Source organism: Bacteroides sp. NSJ-39, from assembly GCF_014287315.1.
GTDB lineage: Bacteria > Bacteroidota > Bacteroidia > Bacteroidales > Bacteroidaceae > Bacteroides > Bacteroides finegoldii.
The window spans coordinates 216,144-237,735 of sequence record NZ_JACOOB010000001.1; the positions used below are offsets into that span (position 1 = coordinate 216,144).

Annotated in this window: 21 protein-coding genes and 1 tRNA gene; 4 read left to right on the forward strand and 18 right to left on the reverse strand. The window is 39.9% G+C overall.

Annotated elements, in window-relative coordinates; translation table 11 throughout:
- Positions 1-13: 13 nt before the first annotated feature.
- The 3 genes from H8S63_RS01090 to H8S63_RS01100 are packed head-to-tail and all read right to left on the reverse strand — an operon-like array spanning position 14 to position 3,658.
- Complete coding sequence (locus H8S63_RS01090) at positions 14-280, reverse strand: hypothetical protein (protein ID WP_186925462.1); 267 nt, start codon at positions 278-280, stop codon at positions 14-16.
- Positions 277-600, reverse strand: a complete 324-nt coding sequence (locus tag H8S63_RS01095) for a hypothetical protein (protein WP_186925463.1) — start codon at positions 598-600, stop codon at positions 277-279. The genes H8S63_RS01090 and H8S63_RS01095 overlap by 4 nt, the downstream gene beginning before the upstream one ends.
- Positions 601-613: 13 nt before the next feature.
- Positions 614-3,658, reverse strand: a complete 3,045-nt coding sequence (locus H8S63_RS01100; protein ID WP_186925464.1) for a hypothetical protein — start codon at positions 3,656-3,658, stop codon at positions 614-616.
- A gap of 119 nt (positions 3,659-3,777) precedes the next feature.
- Between H8S63_RS01100 and H8S63_RS01105 the strand changes: the two genes are divergently transcribed.
- From H8S63_RS01105 to H8S63_RS01115, 3 genes are all read left to right on the forward strand, one after another.
- Positions 3,778-4,173 carry a hypothetical protein gene (locus tag H8S63_RS01105; RefSeq protein ID WP_186925465.1) on the forward strand — a complete coding sequence of 132 codons (396 nt, stop codon included), beginning with the start codon at positions 3,778-3,780 and terminating at the stop codon, positions 4,171-4,173.
- A 26-nt stretch (positions 4,174-4,199) separates the two neighbouring features.
- The gene (locus tag H8S63_RS01110; protein WP_186925466.1) at positions 4,200-4,586 is read left to right on the forward strand and encodes a hypothetical protein; all 387 of its coding nucleotides are present in this window, start codon (positions 4,200-4,202) and stop codon (positions 4,584-4,586) included.
- A gap of 114 nt (positions 4,587-4,700) precedes the next feature.
- A complete protein-coding gene (locus H8S63_RS01115; protein ID WP_186925467.1) occupies positions 4,701-5,240 on the forward strand; it encodes a DUF4376 domain-containing protein in 540 nt (179 codons plus the stop codon).
- On the opposite strand, the gene H8S63_RS01120 is transcribed toward H8S63_RS01115, so the two are convergent.
- The 14 genes from H8S63_RS01120 to H8S63_RS01185 form a co-directional block, all read right to left on the reverse strand.
- Positions 5,210-5,749: a DUF4376 domain-containing protein gene (locus H8S63_RS01120; protein ID WP_186925468.1), complete on the reverse strand. Its 540-nt coding sequence runs from the start codon at positions 5,747-5,749 to the stop codon at positions 5,210-5,212. The two genes, H8S63_RS01115 and H8S63_RS01120, sit on opposite strands and share 31 nt — an antisense overlap.
- A 16-nt stretch (positions 5,750-5,765) precedes the next feature.
- Entirely contained in the window at positions 5,766-7,337 is a 1,572-nt protein-coding gene (locus H8S63_RS01125) for a hypothetical protein (RefSeq protein ID WP_186925469.1), read from the reverse strand.
- 11 nt (positions 7,338-7,348) lie between these two features.
- Entirely contained in the window at positions 7,349-8,305 is a 957-nt protein-coding gene (locus tag H8S63_RS01130) for a hypothetical protein (protein ID WP_186925470.1), read from the reverse strand.
- A complete protein-coding gene (locus H8S63_RS01135; RefSeq protein ID WP_186925471.1) occupies positions 8,302-12,960 on the reverse strand; it encodes a phage tail tape measure protein in 4,659 nt (1,552 codons plus the stop codon). Before H8S63_RS01135 ends, H8S63_RS01130 begins: the two co-directional genes overlap by 4 nt.
- 348 nt (positions 12,961-13,308) lie before the next feature.
- The gene (locus H8S63_RS19880) at positions 13,309-13,722 is read right to left on the reverse strand and encodes a hypothetical protein (protein ID WP_229099156.1); all 414 of its coding nucleotides are present in this window, start codon (positions 13,720-13,722) and stop codon (positions 13,309-13,311) included.
- Between the two features lie 455 nt (positions 13,723-14,177).
- A tRNA-Thr gene (locus tag H8S63_RS01145) sits at positions 14,178-14,251 on the reverse strand.
- A 13-nt stretch (positions 14,252-14,264) separates the two neighbouring features.
- Positions 14,265-14,822 (reverse strand): hypothetical protein, encoded by a 558-nt coding sequence (locus tag H8S63_RS01150; RefSeq protein WP_186925472.1) that lies wholly within the window; start codon positions 14,820-14,822, stop codon positions 14,265-14,267.
- Positions 14,823-14,824: 2 nt separating this feature from the next.
- Complete coding sequence (locus H8S63_RS01155; protein ID WP_186925473.1) at positions 14,825-15,205, reverse strand: hypothetical protein; 381 nt, start codon at positions 15,203-15,205, stop codon at positions 14,825-14,827.
- Between the two features lie 2 nt (positions 15,206-15,207).
- Positions 15,208-15,663, reverse strand: coding sequence for a hypothetical protein (locus tag H8S63_RS01160; protein ID WP_186925474.1), 456 nt, complete (start codon positions 15,661-15,663; stop codon positions 15,208-15,210).
- Positions 15,660-15,971 (reverse strand): hypothetical protein, encoded by a 312-nt coding sequence (locus H8S63_RS01165; protein WP_186925475.1) that lies wholly within the window; start codon positions 15,969-15,971, stop codon positions 15,660-15,662. Before H8S63_RS01165 ends, H8S63_RS01160 begins: the two co-directional genes overlap by 4 nt.
- Positions 15,965-16,297, reverse strand: a complete 333-nt coding sequence (locus H8S63_RS01170; protein WP_186925476.1) for a hypothetical protein — start codon at positions 16,295-16,297, stop codon at positions 15,965-15,967. The genes H8S63_RS01165 and H8S63_RS01170 overlap by 7 nt, the downstream gene beginning before the upstream one ends.
- An 8-nt stretch (positions 16,298-16,305) precedes the next feature.
- On the reverse strand, positions 16,306-17,433 hold the full coding sequence (locus tag H8S63_RS01175) for a major capsid protein (RefSeq protein WP_186925477.1): 1,128 nt from the start codon (positions 17,431-17,433) through the stop codon (positions 16,306-16,308).
- Positions 17,434-17,452: 19 nt separating this feature from the next.
- Positions 17,453-18,037 carry a hypothetical protein gene (locus H8S63_RS01180; RefSeq protein WP_186925478.1) on the reverse strand — a complete coding sequence of 195 codons (585 nt, stop codon included), beginning with the start codon at positions 18,035-18,037 and terminating at the stop codon, positions 17,453-17,455.
- 18 nt (positions 18,038-18,055) lie between these two features.
- Entirely contained in the window at positions 18,056-18,769 is a 714-nt protein-coding gene (locus H8S63_RS01185) for a hypothetical protein (RefSeq protein ID WP_186925479.1), read from the reverse strand.
- Positions 18,770-18,853: 84 nt separating this feature from the next.
- Here H8S63_RS01185 and H8S63_RS01190 point away from each other — a divergent pair, with 84 nt between their 5' ends.
- The gene (locus H8S63_RS01190) at positions 18,854-19,114 is read left to right on the forward strand and encodes a hypothetical protein (protein WP_186925480.1); all 261 of its coding nucleotides are present in this window, start codon (positions 18,854-18,856) and stop codon (positions 19,112-19,114) included.
- Here H8S63_RS01190 and H8S63_RS01195 read toward each other — a convergent pair.
- Entirely contained in the window at positions 19,109-21,592 is a 2,484-nt protein-coding gene (locus tag H8S63_RS01195) for a toxin glutamine deamidase domain-containing protein (RefSeq protein WP_186925481.1), read from the reverse strand. The genes H8S63_RS01190 and H8S63_RS01195 overlap by 6 nt on opposite strands.

Consider the following 21,592-nt stretch of genomic DNA (forward strand, 5'->3'; position numbering starts at 1 on the left):
AAATATTAATACTTTATTTAAAGACTTCGCTACAATCATCGATAGCTGTCTGAAACACTTGTTTCACTTCGCCAGAGGTTAGCCCATGATCCTCATGCAGAGAGAAACCGGTCACCCCATTTCTTGATGTATTGAAGAATCCGACTACCGTTTCATCCTTGACAATCTCGGCAGTAATATCTTTCACCGCTTCGGTACCACGGGTTGACATTCTGTATTTAACCCTGATAGCATCCGTAACCTTAGTTGAAGCGGTGCTGTTAGTTGCTGTAATGTTCATTCCTTGTTTCCTCCTTCTATTAAATCATAAATTTGTCCGTATGCACCAGATACAAAGAAGTCTGCGCAAATTTCCTTCAATAAGGTAGCATCTTCTGTCTCTATATCAAGTACGCCACGATTGTTAATAACCTGTTGTAACATCTTGTATGCACGTAACTTTTTCGACATATCCAAACCCTGTTGAGGATTAGAACCTGCTGCATAAAGTGCTTCTGCAACCACATCACGTAGAAACTGTTTTACCTCTTTACCGTTGACTGCTTTAATAGCCTCATTGCCTTTAAAATCAAGTAAAGGCCTGTTTAAATTTACCTTCATAATTGTTTATATATTAAGCGATTGATACCAACAATCCTTTTCTAAATTTCATATTACTACCAAAATCAAAATCAATACCTTGGTAATAGTTAATCCCACCATTTCCATCCCTAGATGTAATACAGCCAAAATTATCAGCTAAGCACAATTCACTTGACAATGTTCCTTTCACGTAAACACCTCCATCAAAGAAGCCGGCATACGTTGTATTTGCCTGTGGATAGTTTCTGTCTGATGCATTTAGATTCCTGGAGGCATAAATACATGCTCCACCGAAGTTTGAACCGATTGCAGCGACCCCAAAACGCCCATCTGTTTCTGCATTGAAAGTTACATTAACAACACCTTCCTTTGCCGTTCCAGAGCCTAATTTCAAACTACGGGACGTTCCACCAAAGTATCCTGAACGTGTCCAAACTAGACGACCGCTCTCGATTGTAAACCCACCAATAAATCCGGAATCAGCATCAATTCTACGGACTTTAATCAAATCTGTATTTAGATATCCCCCTACCACGATGGTAGTTCCTAGCTTTGCATATTCAACTGCATCTTCGAATGCCAACTTTCCTAATCCGTCCCTATCAATTTTTGAATTAATCACGGTTTGCAAATCACTATGAAGCGCATTGATAGTAACAGCTCCTTCCAAATTAATTTTTGAAGAATGGATAGTTGTTTCTACAGCATCTTGATTGATATAAGAAATGAGCGTATTTCCGTTTTCCAGCTCTTTGGATGCATATATTTTATTACCTTCAATAGTGGTAATCCATCCCGCTGTATCTATTCTCTGCGTCAAGCTATCAACCCGCGTCACCTGTGCAGAAACTTGGTTGCTAAGTGCGGAAAACTCGGAACTGTACTCTCCCCATTCTTTCAGATTATTCAATCCTGAAGAACCGGCCTTTATTTTAATATTGCCTCCAATCTCACTTTTTACTAGGTCAAAATAGGTTTCACCATCCGGCGAAACAATGCGTTCTGTATTTATGCGACCTGGCAAAACTTCGGTAAATCCATACAATTCGACAAAGCTACGTTCCTCTTCGCTCTCCGTAAGTAGTAGACCAGTGAGTAAATGATAATATCCATCTATCTGCTCTAACTTGATAGCATCTTCACTAAGTAGGAACGTACCTGTTTGGCTGCTTTTGCTAACTTTCGCATAAAGATAGTACTTCTTCACTGTTTCAATAAGGGGAGGGGAGTTATATTCAGCCATATCCCAGTATTTGTACTCACCTGCATTATGTTCCGATGATACGCTGTTGATGCCGAGTGTCATATGTTGCAATATCCCTGCAGGAGCATTTAATATTTTCGTATTTGAGTTATAGGTAATATTATGAGATACCTGTACCGGATTGGCCTTGGAATTGACAAAACGGAACTGTAAACTTTCATCTCCGACAATCATTTGCATGGTAGAGATAGTGATAGGATTAATAGAACCAGAGAAGTTTAGCATTGCTTTTTCAAGCATACCCATTGTTTCCTTTATGTCACGGAACCGGCGTTTGGTAAACTGTAACGCATCTTTATGCCTATTCTCAACAGTTACCTCATTCGTATCAATCTTATTCAATTCGCTGGTGATTGACGTGCCTACCGGTTCGTTGGATAATTCAATTTCAGGGCTATAAGGATTATTCACATAGCGTTTGATCCCAATTATCCGAATAAGTGAACCATCTCGGTGAAATTGCGTATCCGAAAAGTTTACGTAACCACCAAGAACTATTTTTCCTCCGATATTCATCCAGCGTTTTTTAGCCCAAATTCCATCCAGAGTGCCGGTAAAAGTGAACTTCTTGTCTTCATGCTCAAACAGGTACTTAGCAGCGTCCTTGAATACTTCCCAGCTGGCACCTGTTTGCGTGCTATCATCGCAGATATACGTATTCGGTAACTGAATGCCAAATACGGCATACGTATCGCCAACCCTCGGACGCCAAACATTTCGTTCCGGCATGGTGATTCCATCAATCTCTTGCGGAACGATTTCAAATCTCCGACCAGGTTTTTTATCCCTTTCTTTATGTATGTATTTAACTTCAAACTCTTTGCCAATAAGCATACCGGTCTGAAAAATTACCGTCATGCTTTCACCGGCAATCAGGCATTCTTCAAAGTTTAGAGTGTCGGGAATATCCGCATCTATAAAGTCATAGAAATTATTCTCCGCATTAATTTCAAGGACGGAGCTTACAGTACCGATGCGTGAAGGATAGATCTGTGTACAATCCAAACTTTCTTCTTTTTTAGTTGTGAGTTCCTTGTCGGCACGCATCACATAAGTTCCGTCTGTATCTGTCTTGTAAGTATGTCCTTCATAGACAAGGGATTTATCTTTAGGAAGAAGGAGATTCTTTGCTCCATACGTGGAATAATCAATATTCCGGTCGGTTGTATCAACCAAGATAATTTCCGGGGGTATCTCTCCAAACTCCCGACTTACACCAACCTTAAATCCATGCCCTTTACCGTATGACAGTTTTAAAGGATTGTTTTTGTTATATTCAACCTTGCGAAGATGAATGGTACTTATCTGTTTACCATCTACTGTTTCCTCTGTGATCTGCCATTCCGTTTCATAAGTATCTGCAAGTTGATTCAAGGCATCTAAGATATATGTATGATTATAGTTGATAACTTTTTCTGCTCCTTCAATGTAATCTCCAACTTTCCAACCAATGCCACGTCGATTCAAGTTCTCAACTAGTAAACGGAGATGTTCTTGTGGTTTTGCAGTATAGGAAAATTTAATGCGTCTTTCAATATCACGCACTTTCCACAACATTGCGTCAGTTGTGCCGGTTTCAAGAATAAGTGTATACTCAAATTTACGTTCACCGTTCTTTTTAAAATTGCTTTCTTTTTTGAGAGAATATCGTTTTCCGTAGAAATCACACCACGATCCGACCGGAATATCTAAATATCCCGGATAGTCAAAGTAGAGAGTGAGGGAATCTTCAGCCATGATAGCCTCATAGGAATAACTTTCGTCCCTTACTTCTAATTCTATCTTCTTATCTCCATTATATAAAGCTATCATATCTTTGTACTATTATTGGATTATAGCTTAAAATATAAATTCCGAAACAATTTGTTTTGAATCAAAATACAATCACCAAAACAAAATGTGTTTTTTACTATAAAATAATACGTTATAAAATGGCATTTGAATACCTATATAAAGAGTATTTAAATGTCATTTTACTAAGTACTCTCGGAACCAATTTTGCCAAATCTGACTTTTCAAATGTCATTACAAAAAGCCTTTCTCAGAACGGATATTATAAATTCCCGGATGGGCTCTTAATACAGTGGGGGTATTTCAGCGGAGGTGTTTCTAATGAGCAGTCTATCCGTTTCCCATTATCTTTTAAATCTTGTTTTTCCCTTGCTTTTTCTAGTACGACGGATAACACTAATAATTCTATATGGTCTGTGAATTATGCCGCTATATATGCTTCATATTTTACGGTTTATAGAAGATATGCAGATGCGGGAACTATTGCTAACTCTTCACAGTCATTTAGATGGATAGCGATAGGGACTTGGAAATAGTATAATATCACAACATTATTTACATCATGAAATATTTTAGTAGAAAATTGGTAGCAATTTTAGTGCTCATAATTTGGCTAAGTTCTCTCGGAACCAATTACGCTAAATCAGATATGTCTAATATCGTTACAAAATCGTTTGGGCAGAATGGATATATAAAGTTTAGCAATAAATTTATAGTTCAATGGGGATTTGCAACAGATAACCAAACTTATTATAAACAAACTGTTTACTTGCCTATATCATTTCTTGACGGATCATCATATGTTGTAGTAACTAGTGCTCGAAGCGCCTATACTGATTATTATGTTGGTAGAACGATTGCCAGCTTAAGTGCTAGTTCGTTTGTAGTATCTGTAAATCAAGCAAACAAAGAACCTTTTTATTGGATTGCAATAGGTTATGGAAGATGATTTTATTTTAAACATAGGAACTTTTTATGATCCCTATAATAGTAATAAAGGATTTCCTGGTGAATCCTTTGATTGGTTTGCCATTGGAATTTGGAAATAATAAAATAGATAAGTATGAAGCAAAAAATGTATTGGAAGAATGGTTTCTACGACATACCGGTAGACGGTGCGGTAGAAATAACTATAGAAAATTACAGGGAACTTCTGGATGGGCAGTCATCCGGGAAGCTCATTGTTACCAATGATGAAGGGTATCCTGTATTGGTAGAAAACGAGTACTCCCTTGAAGATATGCGAAAAATAAAAGTATCTGAGATTCAATTGTTTGATAAATCAAAAGAGGTCAATTCTTTTGATTTACAGGCTAAAAGTATGTGGTTGGATAAGTCTACACGTGTTGGATTATTTAACTCAATTAATATCGAAAAAGAGGCGGGCAAAACGGAGACTGTGCTTTGGTATGATGCAGTAAAATATATCATTCCAATATCAGATGCTTTGGCTATGTTGAATGCTCTGGAAATGTATGCGCTTGAGTGCTACAATGTAACACAATCACATATTGCAGCAGTCAAGGCATTGGATACAATCGGAGAGATTGAAAGCTACGATTATACCGTTGGTTATCCAAAGAAGCTTAGCTTTCCGGGATAGCCGGTTTTAAAGTTGTAGGCTTCGATTTCTTCTTTCGTTTCCAGTTGATTAATGGCTTTGATATGCCCTTGTGTTGTATGGTAACACGCAAGGGCGTATAACTCTATCTGTTGTAGCATATCAATGGCTTTCTCGATTGATAAGACCAACTTTGCATCATTTAGCCAGATAGTCGTTTCGGATCGTCCGGATTCCCTTTCAATACTAATTGAGTTCATGAGACCTACACGTGTAGCCTTGTTTAGCCAACCGGATACATTATCAATACTAAAACTATTCACCGATTCGGATGAGTCATACGCCTGTAATTCCGATATCTTTTGGGCTTTCAATTCTAATAACGTTTGTTTGTATTCCTTCAATACGGGATATCCTTTCTCGTTCTCTACGATTATGAGTCCGGCAGATTGACCGTCTAATAATTCTTGCCAATATTCGACACTTATTTCCACTGAACCTTCCAATGGTTTGTCGTAGAAACCATCTTTCCAATACATTTTTTGTTCCATAATTATTCTTTATTAATTATTTCCATCGACCTATTGCTATCCAATTAAACTTAGCACTCGAAACTCCAGTGTTAGTAGAAGAGAAATTCCTATCCAACTTAAACGAACTCTTTGTAGGATTGGCAATCGGCAAAGCTGAATATACATTATTATCAGAAGCATCCTTAATGATACTTCCCTGAATGATATAATCTGCATCCAAAAAGGATTCAGTTAAGTAAATCGTTACACTTGGAGAAGTAGAGCCGGAATGTTTTCCCCATTGGATTAGCAATCCATTACTACATTTCAGATACCCATTTTGTCCTAAACTTTGACTTTCTGCCAAAATAGACTTAGTCCCGAGAGTACTTAGTATATTTCTTTCCTCCGCAGTCATGACTTTTTTGTCTGTTGTTTCCTGAATATCAGACGCTTGATGTTCATGATTTACAGAAGAATATATGCTGTCATGATTGTGGTTCCCTTCCGCTTTACTGTCCCAAATATTTTTTTCGGCATCTGAAACGAAGCGATGATCTTCATCGCCGCTTACTTCGGTTGCCGGATGAGTATGAGCTTTGGGAGTACGCGAATCACTCAATCGCAAATCATTACCTTCGCATACTGTTCCGGCTGCCGTACCGAAGTTTTTGTTGAAGGCAGTATTCTTAGAAAATATAGGTTCGTAAATACCCGAATGATTGTGATTGTCAAAAGACGTTTTTAATATCTTTCCCTGCTCGGCAGAAAGAACTTTTCCGGCTCCTCCAGAAACCAAATCATTAACGATATCCGTTTTATTGAGTTTCTTTACAAGCTCATTTGTCATGGTAGTAGCGAAGTTCGGGTCATTACCAAGTGCGGTTGCAAGTTCTTGCAAAGTATCTAGTGCATCGGGAGCGTCGGCAACCAATTTGTCAATTGCCGTCTTAACTTTTGTTTCTACGCCCGTAGCCGCCTCATTGGCTGCTTGAGCAGCAGCATCGGCGAGTGCGGCCTTTTCGCCGGCAAGAGTAGCTTTCAAATTGGCAGTATTGGCAGCGGTATTGGCATTATCTGTTGCTGTCTTGGCAAGTACAGTTTGTTCTTCTGATGCGCTTTTTGCTGCATTCGCGCCGGCAGCGGCAGCGGTAGCGGCTTCTTTTGCGGCATTGACACTTCCGGCAGCCGAATTAGCGTTATCAGTAGCGGATTTTGCTAAAGCAGTTTGATTGATAGAAGATTGTGTAGCAGCATTAGCATCATCCGTCGCTTTCTTTGCCAACGCCGTCTGGCTGACAGATGATTGCTTGGCTGTGTTCAATTCATTGATTACACCGCCGTATTCCTGCACACGAACCTGTTCAGCGGAGACCCGTTGGGCTTCGGATATTTCTCTTGTTTCTTCGTTACTTTCAACGGTAGCTTCAAGAGAGCGGATATCACGTATAGCGGCAAGAGCATCATTCTTGAGGGCTACCATATTTTCGTAGGCGGTCTGAACCTTTTCAAGACCGAACTTTAGACTAGTCTTGACACCGTTCACGATACGGTAACCAATTGTGTAGAAACCTCTCATGTCCTGCGCTTCTTCCAATTCCGATATTTTCTTCTTTTTTAATGGCATAGCTTTTCTATCTAAATCAATTCAATATAATATTCGTTGTTCTCTGTAATTATCAACTCTCCACTTTCTGCCGCAAGCATATAGTCTGTTTCTTTAGTCCGGAATCCTGTAAATACGAGCTTCAAGGTAAATTCCCACCATACACCACCATTCATCAATATAAAATTCGTTGTTTTGCAATTTTTGTAATAGCAGGGATAGTGCTCGAAGAACTCCTCACAGTAAAATATACGCTCCGCATCCAAATACTCATATCCTTCTTCGTCCGTCTTGGCAGACAATTTAGTAAGGTCGTGGAGAAAGGCATCCCGGTTGCGCCAGAATGTTGATACGTCCGGAGTACTCATCAGGCATTTGAGAGCTACCTCTTTTGTTTGAAACTTCACATATTCACCGTCGTAGACTGCTCCATCCTGATACTTGAAATTCTGCAATAAATTCTTTTTGATTGCCGATGCTTTGAGTATTTCCGCATTACTACCTTTCAAAATTGCAATACCATAGTCTGATAGGTCCTTATCGTCTATTTCATAACCTTTTGGTAAAGGAATTGAATTTATAGGCTCTTGATAAATATAATCACTTTCGCGCGGGAAGTCATTAGAGAAGGTGATTTTCGCTATCTCTACATGTTGGTATATAGAGTAACTATTCTGCGAAGAGAGACGCAAACGATAGGTTCTTCCAAGAAGTGGAAATAAGAAATCGTGATATCCCATATCCGAAAGTATATCTATCAAGGCACCGAATCCTAAATCATCTTTGAATGCGAATTCTAAGCTCACTTCACTAGTATTAAGAGCTGGATTACTCAAATCAAACTCTTGCCCGTCTTCTTCCGGCCAATCGTTTTTATCCAGTTCTTTCATAGGAGGGAAAGCCACAAGGTTATCGTAGCTTCCCTTTATGGTACATACGCCATAAACAGCATATATATCTATTCCATCTATTAATAGTTGCCCCTTCATCGCTTCAATGTTATGCCCTTAGTATTCAGTGTATCGATGCCAGTCTTTATAGAAGACATTGTCTTTTCAATTGTTTCCAGGCGGGCGGTGTTACTACTGATATCTGACAAATGCGTGATAATCGTATTATTATATTTAGTCATTTCGCTTATATTTTTATCGAGATTTGATAAATACACAAGTTTCTCTACTATTTTATCCGTAGTGGACTGTATTTGTTTTACACCCTCATTAATGGAATAGGTATGTGTTACCATAGTAGTGAATCTTCCGTTCAGTTCATCCGCTGAATCTTGTGACATGGAATCAAAACCTTTTTGAGACGCTTCTCGCTCTGTGTCATCTTCTGCCCAACCATACATGTCGGCCATGTCGTCTCGTCTGGCTTTCATTGCATCGGCTATCCGTTGACCTTCTTCTTTCAGTGCGTTATACTCATCTTCCGTCACTCCATCGTCCATTGCATTATAGAACTTCTTCCTCCAGTCTTCTAACTGCTGCATATATTCTTCCTTGATCATGGAGTTGAGAATAGCATTCTTCATGTATTCTTCAAAATTGCCGGCAAAATCTGCTGAATCATTATCCATATCGGTAAGTAACTCTTGAAAATCGGAACGGAGTGTCTCTGCATCGAGAAGGGTAGTATCAGCTATTTGTTGTTCCAGCACTTCGGAAATCTTACCAACTCCATTTGCAATCTGATCTGCAAACTTCTGCGTATCGGAATCCAGTTGAGACCAGAAGATACCGGCATTCTCCTGTAACTTTGCTATCTCTTCGTCCGATAAATCAAATAGACCGGTCATACGGCCGTTCATTTTCTCTTTAAATTGGTCTATTGTCATTCCAAGCGTTTGTGCCGCTTGGTTCCAACCCTCCCATGACATGTCTTTAACTTCATTATAACCTTTAGAGTGCGACTTTCGGGATGCACCGGAATCCAAATACTGCCTGCCTAATACACGAGCATTTGAACTTTGCTCTTTTATCGTATCAATAGCCTTCTGATAAGCAGTATTTGCGTTATCTCCGGTCAATGCTTCAGCTAGTTCCAATTGTTTCTCGATAACACGGTCAAGGATATTAATATAAGATTCATACGCTTCTTTAGCTTTCTCGTACTTCTCCGTCGTATCATCCTTTCCGAACATATCAAAAATCTTGGTTGCAATCTGTACGGCAGCACTGACTATCGCAAGGATAACTGATGCTTTTTCAACGGTGCTGATAGCATTAGCAGACGTATTAGCGGCAGCTTCTACGCCGGACATGGCCGTCATGGTAAATGTCCCTATGCTACCAATTAGGGAAATGATCTCTCCGGCCGGACCGCCAATGCTTTTGCCAAGTTCATCAATAGTATCGGCCAACTCCGAAATCTGTGCTCTAACTTCTTTCTCTGACTTCTTGACTTGTGTATCCTTTTTGATAACCTTATCCTTTGCCGCATTGTAATTCTCTGTTTTCTTCCTTACTTGTTCCAAAGCTTGTGCTTCGGATAAATAGGCCTTGGTAGAATCAATTTTCCCGGTCTTTGGATTGTATTTTGAGGATTTCACTCCGTTCTCAATCTTCGCACCTCCTTTCACCGCTTCGGCTGTCTGGCGGGCATTCTCTAGCTCAATTTGTGCCCGTGCCAATTCTTCCTCTGCTTTCGCCAGTTCCTTTTTCTTATCCGATAGTGACTGAAACGGGTTACGGCTATCCAGTTCATCCATGATGGATTGAATAGTACTTGTATATTCCCTTAGCTGATCCGGCGACAGGACTTGTGCCGCCGTCTGCTTAGCATTCTCTAGCTGTTCAAGCAGGGAATTAAGCGTTTCCGTCGAAGTCTCTTTCAGGTTCTCAAATGCGCGAACATATTGCGGTGATTCTTTTAACTTGTCATAATCCAAGCTCATAAGCTCCATTCCTTTGTTTTTAGTAGCTTGTGCAATGGAACGGTCAATCTGTTCAACCTGTTCTGTATCTCCATTCTTAACTGCTTGCTTACGTTGTTCATGCAAGGTGGCAATATCTTCATTGAATTTTCGTTCAATAGCAAGACGTTGGTCCGTATAGTCTTGATACTGATTCAGCAAATCAGCTAAATCATCCCCACGGTTATACTTTAAATCTGTAGTTTCCTTTTTTTCATTAGCTACTTTATCAAATTCGGCAAACAGTTTCTTTACTGGCTCTGACTTGATATATTCTGATGTATTGAAGATTTTCTTTTTGTTTTGAGGATTAGCTTCGAAAGCTGAACGGGCGGCATTAAATTGCTTTAACTTTTTATCTTCTGTTTCACGCTCGATAGCTTGCAGCTCCATACGATGATTAAGTTCTCTTTGCCTCAGAACTTTTTCGCTACTCTCTTTGAGCTTATCGATTTCAAGTTGTTCCAATTCATTAGCAGAATCTTCCTTTATCCGTGCCTGCTCGCGCTTCTGCTGGTCTAACAGGAGTTTATATTTTTCCTGTTCTTCACGGAGCTTGTGAGCTTGATCGTCCTGCTTGGAAGATGAATCATAGACTTTTAATTCTTTTTCGGCTTCCTTTAACTTCTTGACATTTTCTTTGTAGGCAGTAACAACGGCAGAATCTATACCTTTGAAGTTACCAGCATCCATTTGCTTCTTTTGTGCTGAAGATATTGAATCTAATGCTTTCGTTGCATCATCTTTTTGCTTGGTCCAAAAGGCTTTATTTTGAATAGCGGCTTCTTTATCTTCTTTATCTTGTTTTTCCTTCGCTTTCTTCTGAATTTCGTTTATTTTTTCAACTTCTTCTTTGGCAAGACGAACGGATTCTTCAGCCACTTTCTTGTCTTCTTGAAGTTTCTGAATGATGGCAGCTTTTTGACCACTTGGAGCTTCTGCTTGCTCATCGATTACTTTTTTAAGACGTGAATTGATTGAATCTAGTTCTTCTTGTTTCATCACTGCTTTAACCTTGATACCCATAGCATATTGTTTATATGCTTCCTCATTGAGCAATCTTTTTACATCGGTTAATTCCATGGTTTTAAGTTTCTCTAAATCAAGATTCTTTAAAACGTTGGGCATAATTGATTGAAGTTGTTTGTATGCTTCTAGCTTCTCAGATTGAGTTGACGCTTCATCTCTAATAACAGAAAGAAACCCATCTGCTTTACTCTTCAAATCATCCAAATTCTTTTTTTGAGTCTCCATAGTGGCATTATGCTTTCTCATAGCTCTTTCGGAGTCCGTTTCCGCCGTAGCACACCTGTAAATAGCATATCCAAGTCCGGCAAATGCAGCAGCGGCTAATACATAGGGATTCGTTAACATAGCTGCAGCATTTTTTAATTGAGCGATGGTTTGTGCTTTTATTGCTTTGGTTAGTAAAGTGCGAGCAGCTGTATTCTTTGCAATCATTGTAGCTTCAATGGCATACATACCTTTGGTTAATACAAGGTTGGCCGCTTCAATAGCACGTTGTTTATTGACAATAGCTGTAACTGTTGCAAATACTTGTTTAGCAGTACTTACAGCCAAGATACTTCCTTTATAACCAGCAAGAGCCGTCGTAACGACTACGATTAAAGCACCTATGTTTTTCAAAGATTCTTGAGCGCTTCCATTCTCAAAAGCTTTATTCATGGATTCCGCTGCACTGGATATTTCCTTTAAGATTCCTTGTCCTAACGGGCGAAGTGCGGCTGTTATATTATTGCCAAGAAGTTTCATTTGATTTTCTGCAGATGAAGCCATTTCTTTAAAGGCTGCTTCTGCTGCACCTGTTGCATCCTGCATTTCCTCAAGGTGCCCGGCGGCTTCTTTGACATTTATCCCTGTTAAACCGAGAACTGCATTAACAGCTTCAACCTCCGGAACTAGTTCACGCAATTTTGATTCTGAACCTCCGGCCTGTCTAGCAACCTCTGCCAAAGCTTCTTGATAGGTTCTATTATCAAAAGCACCATCACCAAGTACCTTGGATACTGCAATAATGGAAGCACGTATTTGAGTCATTGCTTGGGCGGTAGGTGTTCCCTGTTTTGTAAGAGTAGCAACAGCGGCCAATACTTGGTCTATTTCCACACCATAGGCTGCGGCAACAGGTGCGACCTGTGCAATACTCTTACCTAGCTCACCAAACGAAGTTTTACCAAGTCTAACAGTCGTAAATAATTGGTCTGATAGGTTTTCAGCTTCTGACACATCTAGTTTATAAGCATTCAAAAGAGTTGTGATGGCGTCGGCTGCTGTTGCTGTATCGGTAACTCCACCAACGGCAGCTTTTGCAGATACTTCTAAAACTTTCATACCATCTGCTCCATCGTGGCCGGCAGAAACAATCTGATATAGTGCTTTCGCAGCTTCATTCGCTTCAACGGGAATAGTCCGGGTGATATCTACTACCTGATTCATGTAGTCGGTAAGGCTTCCCTTTATTCCGCTTGAAAGCGTGGCGACTTCCTTCATACTCTGTTGGAACTGCTTCTCAAACTCATACGCTCCCTTAGCCGCTTTTGCAAAGGCAATTCCTGCACTGATACCAATACCACTAAACACGTCAAAAGAGGTAATCTCACTAGCCATAGCCTTGATTATTCCCATTGCTTCCTGACGCCCGGAATATAGCCCTGAATTGTCTATTCCGGTTGCGAAATATAATGCTCCGTCTTTATTCTGAATACCCATATAGCATTTATTCTTAAAATATAAATAGTGACAAAATTTGGCTGTTTCAAGAAGAATCAGCATCTTTGCACTGTTCTAAGACCAAGGAACAACTTTTTATTTTACTCTAGGGAGTTGACAAGCCTACTATATCACAATATAGGCTATCAATTCCCTTTACTGCATAATCCCTAGTGTAAATGAAAGATTATGTTCCTTGGTCGGAAAGAATAGGGAAGAGATAGCCTTTTTCTATAAATATAAAAATCCCCCATATCTTCGCAGACACAGGGGCGCATAAAAATAACTCTAAACCAAATTTTATAGAAATCAGATTTCACTTAATATATAAATATAGCAACAATTTATCTAACTTTTCACTTTTCCGCCGATATCGTGATATTTTTTCATTCGGACTTTTTCGTTTGGATTATCGAAGGAGGGTAGTTCTACCCATTCAAAATCTCTACCTTCTATTTCTCCGTCTTTATCCGGCGTCTTATTACGCTCTCTCATCATAAATGAGTACTCCTGCAGTAACATTTCTATTAATTCATAGCTACTATCCAGCGTTTCTTTAAAAGTTAATCCTAGCGCTTCTTTTGCGATTACTAAGAATCTGCTTGGATTGTAACTTTCCAGCTTTGCAAGTTTTTCCGAGCGGCTATTATCTCCGTCTCTTCCAGGGGGCTCACGTTCCGAAGCATCGTGATAGAGGTGCAAAAAGGGTGATATCCTATGCGGTATATAATCGCATTGAGTAAAATGCGTATATCTTCCCATGTGGTATTGTCTGCAAGAACATCTCTAAACCATCCCGGCGGTTCACTTGATTTATTGTGTATGCCTAGGCAAACAATGTCGAGAAGTAGTTCTCCATACTTATTCATCATCTCCGGGAAATTATTTGTCAGTTCCCCTGTCTTTACGATCATCTTTTCAATGTCGTCTTTCTCTATGTTAAGTAGAAGGGGACGAATCCGGAACCATGTCCGGACAGTGATAGGTTTTATTACAATACAATCGCCGGGATTTTTCCCTTTAGGGATAGAATCTCGGTTAGTGAAATCAAATGGAATTTTGACGGGCTGGCCCGTTACAGATTCCGATTCTTGCTGAAATAAGTTCTTTATACTCATAATTAATCCAAGGAGCCTAGCCCGTTGTACTTCCGGGCAATATTTCAAGCCATTTGCAACTAACCTTCAATACTTTCAGCTCCATCCTTCAATAGTTTGCTCCTGCAGACGGATTCGAACCGCCGGTCTCTACATAACCGATGTAGTGCTTTTGCCAACTTAGCTATACAGGAATCCAATTAATGATTACGCTGCTCCCTCTTCGGTAACAGTTACTACCTCACGCATAAATGCAGTTTTTTTAACTCCGGCTATCGTAATAGCTGCTTGGACATATACACGTACAAGCAATAATTCGGCTTGCTCTGAACCGGGAGCTTGCGAAATTTTGGAACTGACTTTTCCATTAACAATGGTATAAACCACCTTTTTGCCATCCTTAGGTAGCGTTTCGCATTGGAACGTTTTTGAAATGGAAGGGACATTGAGAGGTTTATTCCAGATATTCTTTCCTCCAGTCGTTTCAATCTCTCCACCCGCCAAATCCTTGATTACTTCATTAGAGGGAGTAGGAATTGAGAACTCTATATAGTCCGTTGTGTCTTTTACAAATTCAACATATAGAGGTTCATCGCTCCCTTCCGTCTCAATCTTTACTTCTTTAGGGTCGGCAAAGTTAAATGCCACACTGCCTTTGAAAGGCAATGGAAATTCTTTGAGGTCTGTTCCAGGAACTCCGTCACCGACTGTTCCAAACTTAATTTTTCCTACGCCCATGGCGATAGGTCTTACTTCTCCTGCCATAATTACTTGTCAATTAAAATTTCTAATCTAATATTTACACACGAAAATCCTTCTTTCAGTTCCGGTATTGGAACACTCCAAATGACTGTTACTTCTTTACATCTGCCGTCGTTACTGTTGATTGAATCAAGCGATTTCCGTACCTTACGCTTTAATTCTTTCATTCGTTGACGTCGGTTCATCCCATTATCATTCAAGGGAACGAAGATGTTGATATTGACAGGCACTTTATTAATAAAGTCAAGTTCATTCAGTTGCAGGTGATTAATAACAATATGTTCACTAGCAACACCTGCTTCCGATTTGTCCTTGTAAATCACAATATCGGTGTCCGCAGCGGCCACAGCATTATAAACTATATCTATAGCGTCAAATTCATCCATAATCAAATCTTGCTAAAAACTGATTTCAACGTATCCCTTAGATATTTCTCACATTGCGTATTAGCACCTGAAATAACTTCATATCCTTTTGCTTCAACGGCTGCCGCATACTCCATACCTGCAACACCAACCAATATATAACCACCGGTATGAGACAGAGATACTTCTTCTGCAAGCCTACGCCCTTTATATTTACCAGTTGTCTTATCAGTCCCTTTGTCGCTTTCCTTGAAGTTCTCCTTGACAACTTCCCCATCTTTTGCAATTATATATCCGATAGAGGAACGAAGATTACCAGTCTGGTCTTTATATGAGCCACTCCGGCGGGCTACTTCGATAAACTTTTCACCTCCTGCTTGCAGGAGAACAAGCGTCTTATATTCTGCTTTACTTTGAAATTGCTCAAACCATCGTTCTAGTGACTTTTGGTCAAATAGGGGAGTCATGCCATTTCTCATACGTTGATAATTGAATGTGATTGATAGGGTTCCCAGCAAATAACCGGTACATCAATACCCTTTGATGCAACTTTCAAACGCAAGAACTTACTGTCTGTCGGCGGTTGCATTTTGGAGTAGAAATAGCCATGTACCTGTGTTTCATCACCAGCCGAATTGTGTTTTAAAACAATTCTTCCATCGCTTACCGGGTCGTAGCGTCCGGGGACAGATATTTCAACCGGTTTCCCAGGAACCCATTCACCATCAACTAAGCGCCCGTTAGCCTCAATAGTAACTATTGCTGTATGTGGATACCGTTTTACCATCTGTTACCAGCTCTTCCTTTGATAATGATTCGTTTCCCAAGTTTAGCAGCTTTCTCCGGCTCCCCATTCTCGATATATAACTGTCTTGCAGTCTGAATATAGAAAGAACGGGGATGAGTGATGGAAAGCTTATTTTCACTGAAATCTTGCGAATTTACCATCATGGCGTACGTATCAGCGACACAAAGACCGACCGACTTCATGTTTTCAGCAGTGCATTTATCTTCAGGATTAACATCACGTTTTACAAAGACTACATTCTCCAAGAAGCCTTCCATATCCCCAACAGAAGGATATTCCAGTATTGTTTCTCTGATTGTTGCCATAATAATAATTAATAACCGTCTTCGTCTGTTTTTTCAGTATCTTCGCCTTCCGCCCATGCTTTACCATCAGTCTTCATGATGTACATTGCATCAGGGTCATTGATAACCGGGATAGCATTAGCTTCCGCTTTAGTCCATTCCTTGAATGGTTCTAACTCAGACCATTTGCTGATAAAAACAAAGTCTTTTTTCAGCGTGGTAGCTTTCTTCTTGTATTCAACCGAATGTTCTGCTGCGATAGGGCCATGCTGGATATCGCCACACTGCAAATCCTCCAGGAAACAGATATTGTTTGCTTCCCACGGGTTTACTGTTGTACGTTGATGGGCGGCATTCTCTATACGAACAGACGGACTTACAAGAACGATTTGAACGCCTTCTGTATTCTCTTGTCCGGAAAGGTACTCGTTAATAACCTTTTTGGAGATAGTCAGCTTTTCTTTCTGATTAATCCAGCCTTTTACCTTTTCAATAACAGCCTTTTGCTTCTTCAATAAAGCAAATCTGTCTTTACGCATCACTACGTATTTAATAGTGACACCTTCGGCAGAAGCGGCGACTACGGTATCTTCGATATCCTGCAAACCATCGGCTGTTGCTGACTTAGCCCAGTCCTCGGTAGATACTATCTTGTTCGTGTTAGGCATACCGCAACCGACAAATTCTTCGGTAACAATACCGTTATTGTTGCTTGAATTGAGGATGAATCCACCTTTGGATAACAACTGCATGCACCACCATTCGAAACGTCCACGAACAGCGTTATATACAAAGTCCTGATCTTTGAAAGCGAGGTCAAGGATAGATTTCAAATCCGAATCACCTTCACAATCACGGCTAAGTTGCCGGTATTCGTTCCAGTCGCTTTCATTCATACCACGCTTAACGGCAGTCTTGGGGATATCACCTGACATCTTACCTACAACTTCACGTTTCTTTTGCGGTGCAGAAGAATCAAAGCTGATAACGTCTGCAATAACAGGAGCACCTTTCTCTCCAGTCAAAGTTTCCCATTTCAGAGAATCTTTCTGCTTTACACCGAAAAAGTTAGGGAAGAAGACCGGCTTAACCTTACGTGAGTTAAGTCGTGCTCCCATGTTCTTACGGTTCACTTGTTTAATTAAACTTCTTTCCATATATCATTATTTTAATGGATTAGACAAAACGGATAAAACGGAGCAACGCTTTAATAGCGTCGTCAACAGGGTAGGGCATTACTGCCTCATTAACAGTACCACGCACCAAGAGTCCGGATTGCTGGTTAGCAACGGTCACATCAACCTTGTTCATAGTGATAACCTCCGGGGTATATTTGAACTTAGCAGCTTTGGCAGCAGCTTTAGCGGTAACGAGAACCAACACATCATTCATCTTTGCGGCTCCAATAGCTCCGGCAAGAGTTATCGTGTCATAAGCCGTATTGGTCTTGTCGATTGCAGAGATTACATCAGAAGCGCCGGTTAAAGCACCGCCGATTGTAACAGCTTCTCCAACTTTGAACACATGATTCTTTGCGATTTGAATAGCAACAGCATCGGCAGCCGCGACAGCGGTAACTTTTCCGGTTTTAACTACATGGTAAAGACCATTAGCATCTTTACCCACGATTACAAGCGGAGGAAGCTCGTCGATGATTTCCTTCAGTTCCGCGCGGGCAATAGTTCCACCGCCCTGAATGTCCTCGATAATCTTTTCGATACCGGGAGCATACTGAAATTCACTTTGTTTTTTTCTGAACATAGCTTTAAATATTAATAATTATTCTTCCAGACCAAGGCTAGCAGTGCCATTATCAGAGCTTTCCTCGTCCTCCATTAACTTCAACCAATCCTGTTCGGTACGTTCTTTAGGCTTATAGGAATTAGGCTTGTAATCACCACCGGCGATCTCATCATCAATAACAGATTGTTTGATTTCGGCATATTCTTCCTGAAGCTCTTTAATCTGGTCTTCAACAGAGGTTTCCGAGTTGACATCAATACGGTTGAACCATTTTGCAGGGAGTTTAGAATCTGCAAATAACGCTTTAGCAGATGCTTGTTTTGTAGAAGTTGTGACTGTTGAAGCGACAGTAGAGACAGATGCAGCCAACTCGGAAATCTGTTTCTGTTGGGCTTTCAATAACTTAACAACAGAAGCAGGCAATCCTTCGAAGTCTTCGTCCTCGTCTTTATCGTCTTCTTCATCATCGTCTTCGGATTTTACCGTTTTCTTAGTCTTTTTAGCCGATTTGATAGGTTTGCCATCCTTTAAACCATTGCTCTTTTCATACTCGGAAATAGCATCCTTTTTCGCTTTTTCTATTGCGGATGTGTTTTCAAGATCAGGAAGAATATTGTCTTTGAACAAGGCAATATAAGTATCAATATCCTCCTCCTTTTCGATTTTGAAGAGTTTCTGAACCTTTACAGCGTACTTTTCGTTTACACCTGCGGCTTTCAATCCCTTTTTAATTGCATCAATGATTGTCATAACGATTTTCTATTAAAATATAAAGGGAGTAAATTTTTCCTGCTTATATATTTTATTTCAGAATCAAATGCATACATTTGCAATATGGATAAGAAGAAAGAATATAAAGTCAAAGCTAAAGCACTCGCTCTTCAAAATGGATTCGACCAAGTTTCCTACTATGGAGAGTGGAACGATTATTTGGCATATACAGCATCCCGGAAAGAAGATGAAGGGCGTTGTATTGGTTATCCTCGGTTTATCCTTGTAAAAGATGGCGTTGCTACACTGGCTCCTTATACACAATCGACAGATATCATGGGAATGACTTCTATGCCAAAAGGATATTCAGAGACACTGCTATAATTTCTTCACTATTCCGTTAATAATATCAGTATTTACTAGAAGATTATCCACACGTAGTACATTGACTCCATATTTCAGGCTTATTTCCTTTGATAGTTCTCCCCAATTTTTTATTTTTCCAGTTTGTGGATCATATATGACTATTTTTCCATCAAGTGATTTTTCCAAAGTAATAATATGCCCCGAATTTCGACCTTTCCAAGAGAAATCAATATGGTATCTTCCTGGCTCTTTTACTAGTTCGACTAGTTCCTTGGTTAACTCTTTTATACTTTTGCTTTTTAAAGCCCCTGTTCTGGTTATATCATATATGCCACCTGCTGTCTTTTTTTCAGGCATAACCATCGTTTTCGGATCAATCCATGCCCAGTTAGTTCTTTTTGAGAGCTCATGGGGAATATTCCCTTTTTTCTCAAGATTAGGCAGTGCTGTTACATCATATCCACGTCGTCTCAACTCGTTAGCAACAACACAAGATTGACAGTTTACACCATATTCATTCCCTTTACCGAAGTTTATATTTCCCCGTAGTTCATTAGCTTCTTCGAAAGTCATTTCTTCACCTCTCTTGATGCCAATTTTTTGCTCAATCTTGGTTTGATTGAAGTTTCTTACAAATCGTTCATCCCATCTTTTCTGAATATCATTTTTCTCTATATCGGTCTTGATGCGTTTGATTTTCTTTGGTACAATTTTGACGACCGAATTGGATACAAACTTAGAATCAAGAAATTCCACTAACTTGGGGTCAATATTAGCCTTTTCACCCCGCATATAGGCGACAAAGCTTTCAGCTAAATACTCAGACTTGCTTGATGTAGCATAACCAGAAATTTTACTGGCATACAGGCTCATTTCCTTACCTAGTTCATTATTCAAATTAGTTGGTAACATCTTCCATTGTACATGATGTCCTATTTCATGACGAATACATCCTTGTAAAGTTTCATCTACCAATGACCGACCAGCTTCTTTATAACGCATAGCTATTGCTCTTTGAGCAGGAGTTAATCGGTCTATATTCTCCATTACTTTACTCCATGCATCTTGTGACTTTTGCATATATTCAGCAAAAGCCTTTGGTGATTTTAAGATATCTTTATTCAAGAATATACCTCCGTCAACTGGACTATAAGAGGCAACAGCATCTACACCATCAGAAAAAGCCTTTTTTCCCTGTACAGAAGTTGGTGATATAACCTTGATACCGCTAATTTTAGGCATATCTAATTGATTGAAAACATCTGCGAGTACTTTATTGATTTCGTTTGCATTATCGACGGATATACCTTTGTAATTAATCTCTCCCTTGAATGTACGGTCAAGCATGTTTTTTTGACAGAATTGACGTGCAAACTCCTGTGCTTCTTCTATGCTCTTACTTTCTTTGAAGGTATATTTAGGCTCAATTACAAGCTGTTGTGGCTTTTCTGGTTTAATAGCAATCTTTATACGCTCATTGATATCTCCATCCTTAGTGAAGTTATCCTTATACCAAAAAGCCGATTGCAATCCATCTTTATTCTCACTGACGAAATCCTTTGCTTTCTGGGGAATATCCGTAATAATCTGCTCGTGCGGAACTGTGTCATTCAGCAGGAAATCAGCTAAATTATCCGGTTCCATTACGATAGGAGTAGCGAAGCAGATACAGAAAGGATGGAAGCCTGTAAACTTGAATGTCTTCGGATATTTTCCGACCATCGCATCACAGATTTTGCACGGTCCGCGATTATTGGCCGAACGTTGTATCTCGATACCTAGTACGAAATCCTGCTTACTCCAACGCTCATAGTCTGCACTACGGTAAGCTATATTTGTGGTTGTTGCAGATGTCCGGAGAGCGTTCATCTTGGCGCTACGATACACACCCTGTCCCGGATGGTAGTCTTTCATAGGACGAGATAATACAAGCTTACCTTCGTCGTTTCGTACACGGCGAAAGCGTTTGTCCGGCTTGTCTAGTAACTGCCGCATATCGCGACTAATCTCATTTGAACTTCGACCAGCAGCAATACCGCTATCAAGATAGAACTCTAATTGAGATTTCGTTTGTTGTGCTATGTTCCAAACTCTATCAGATAATCGCAACCCTTGAGCATCTACCTCCTTCTGAAAGGCCGAAAAAGCAGACATACTGTGTGTGAACATACCTTCCTTGGCAACCGATGAAATAGACATTCCTTTGATATACTCACGTATGAAATCGTCATTCTTCATATCTGACCGCTTCCATGCATCGAACTGAAACGATTCGATATTTTTAATTAGCAATGATTCCAATGTCAGTAGCTCTTTGTCGACGGCATTTTCAATGCTACGATTCTGTATCCACACGTTATTTTTTCCCGCATCAGACCATTTACGGAGATACGGGGAAACAGAAAGTATAAACTGATTAAAGATATTGGCTATTACGGCCTGCTGTGCAGCAATTTTCTGTATATGTTGTTTATCGTAGAAAGAAAGTCCGGGCAT

Coding starts and splice junctions, on each gene's coding strand:
- H8S63_RS19880 (WP_229099156.1), bottom strand. CDS start 13,722: ATGGGAAGATATACGCATTTTACTCAATGCGATTATATACCGCATAGG.
- H8S63_RS01105 (WP_186925465.1), top strand. CDS start 3,778: ATGGCATTTGAATACCTATATAAAGAGTATTTAAATGTCATTTTACTA.
- H8S63_RS01130 (WP_186925470.1), bottom strand. CDS start 8,305: ATGAAGGGGCAACTATTAATAGATGGAATAGATATATATGCTGTTTAT.
- H8S63_RS01190 (WP_186925480.1), top strand. CDS start 18,854: ATGGATAAGAAGAAAGAATATAAAGTCAAAGCTAAAGCACTCGCTCTT.
- H8S63_RS01120 (WP_186925468.1), bottom strand. CDS start 5,749: ATGGAACAAAAAATGTATTGGAAAGATGGTTTCTACGACAAACCATTG.
- H8S63_RS01100 (WP_186925464.1), bottom strand. CDS start 3,658: ATGATAGCTTTATATAATGGAGATAAGAAGATAGAATTAGAAGTAAGG.
- H8S63_RS01195 (WP_186925481.1), bottom strand. CDS start 21,592: ATGCCCGGACTTTCTTTCTACGATAAACAACATATACAGAAAATTGCT.
- H8S63_RS01170 (WP_186925476.1), bottom strand. CDS start 16,297: ATGGCAACAATCAGAGAAACAATACTGGAATATCCTTCTGTTGGGGAT.
- H8S63_RS01160 (WP_186925474.1), bottom strand. CDS start 15,663: ATGAGAAATGGCATGACTCCCCTATTTGACCAAAAGTCACTAGAACGA.
- H8S63_RS01125 (WP_186925469.1), bottom strand. CDS start 7,337: ATGCCATTAAAAAAGAAGAAAATATCGGAATTGGAAGAAGCGCAGGAC.
- H8S63_RS01095 (WP_186925463.1), bottom strand. CDS start 600: ATGAAGGTAAATTTAAACAGGCCTTTACTTGATTTTAAAGGCAATGAG.
- H8S63_RS01185 (WP_186925479.1), bottom strand. CDS start 18,769: ATGACAATCATTGATGCAATTAAAAAGGGATTGAAAGCCGCAGGTGTA.
- H8S63_RS01165 (WP_186925475.1), bottom strand. CDS start 15,971: ATGGTAAAACGGTATCCACATACAGCAATAGTTACTATTGAGGCTAAC.
- H8S63_RS01115 (WP_186925467.1), top strand. CDS start 4,701: ATGAAGCAAAAAATGTATTGGAAGAATGGTTTCTACGACATACCGGTA.
- H8S63_RS01090 (WP_186925462.1), bottom strand. CDS start 280: ATGAACATTACAGCAACTAACAGCACCGCTTCAACTAAGGTTACGGAT.
- H8S63_RS01110 (WP_186925466.1), top strand. CDS start 4,200: ATGAAATATTTTAGTAGAAAATTGGTAGCAATTTTAGTGCTCATAATT.
- H8S63_RS01175 (WP_186925477.1), bottom strand. CDS start 17,433: ATGGAAAGAAGTTTAATTAAACAAGTGAACCGTAAGAACATGGGAGCA.
- H8S63_RS01135 (WP_186925471.1), bottom strand. CDS start 12,960: ATGGGTATTCAGAATAAAGACGGAGCATTATATTTCGCAACCGGAATA.
- H8S63_RS01155 (WP_186925473.1), bottom strand. CDS start 15,205: ATGGATGAATTTGACGCTATAGATATAGTTTATAATGCTGTGGCCGCT.
- H8S63_RS01180 (WP_186925478.1), bottom strand. CDS start 18,037: ATGTTCAGAAAAAAACAAAGTGAATTTCAGTATGCTCCCGGTATCGAA.
- H8S63_RS01150 (WP_186925472.1), bottom strand. CDS start 14,822: ATGGCAGGAGAAGTAAGACCTATCGCCATGGGCGTAGGAAAAATTAAG.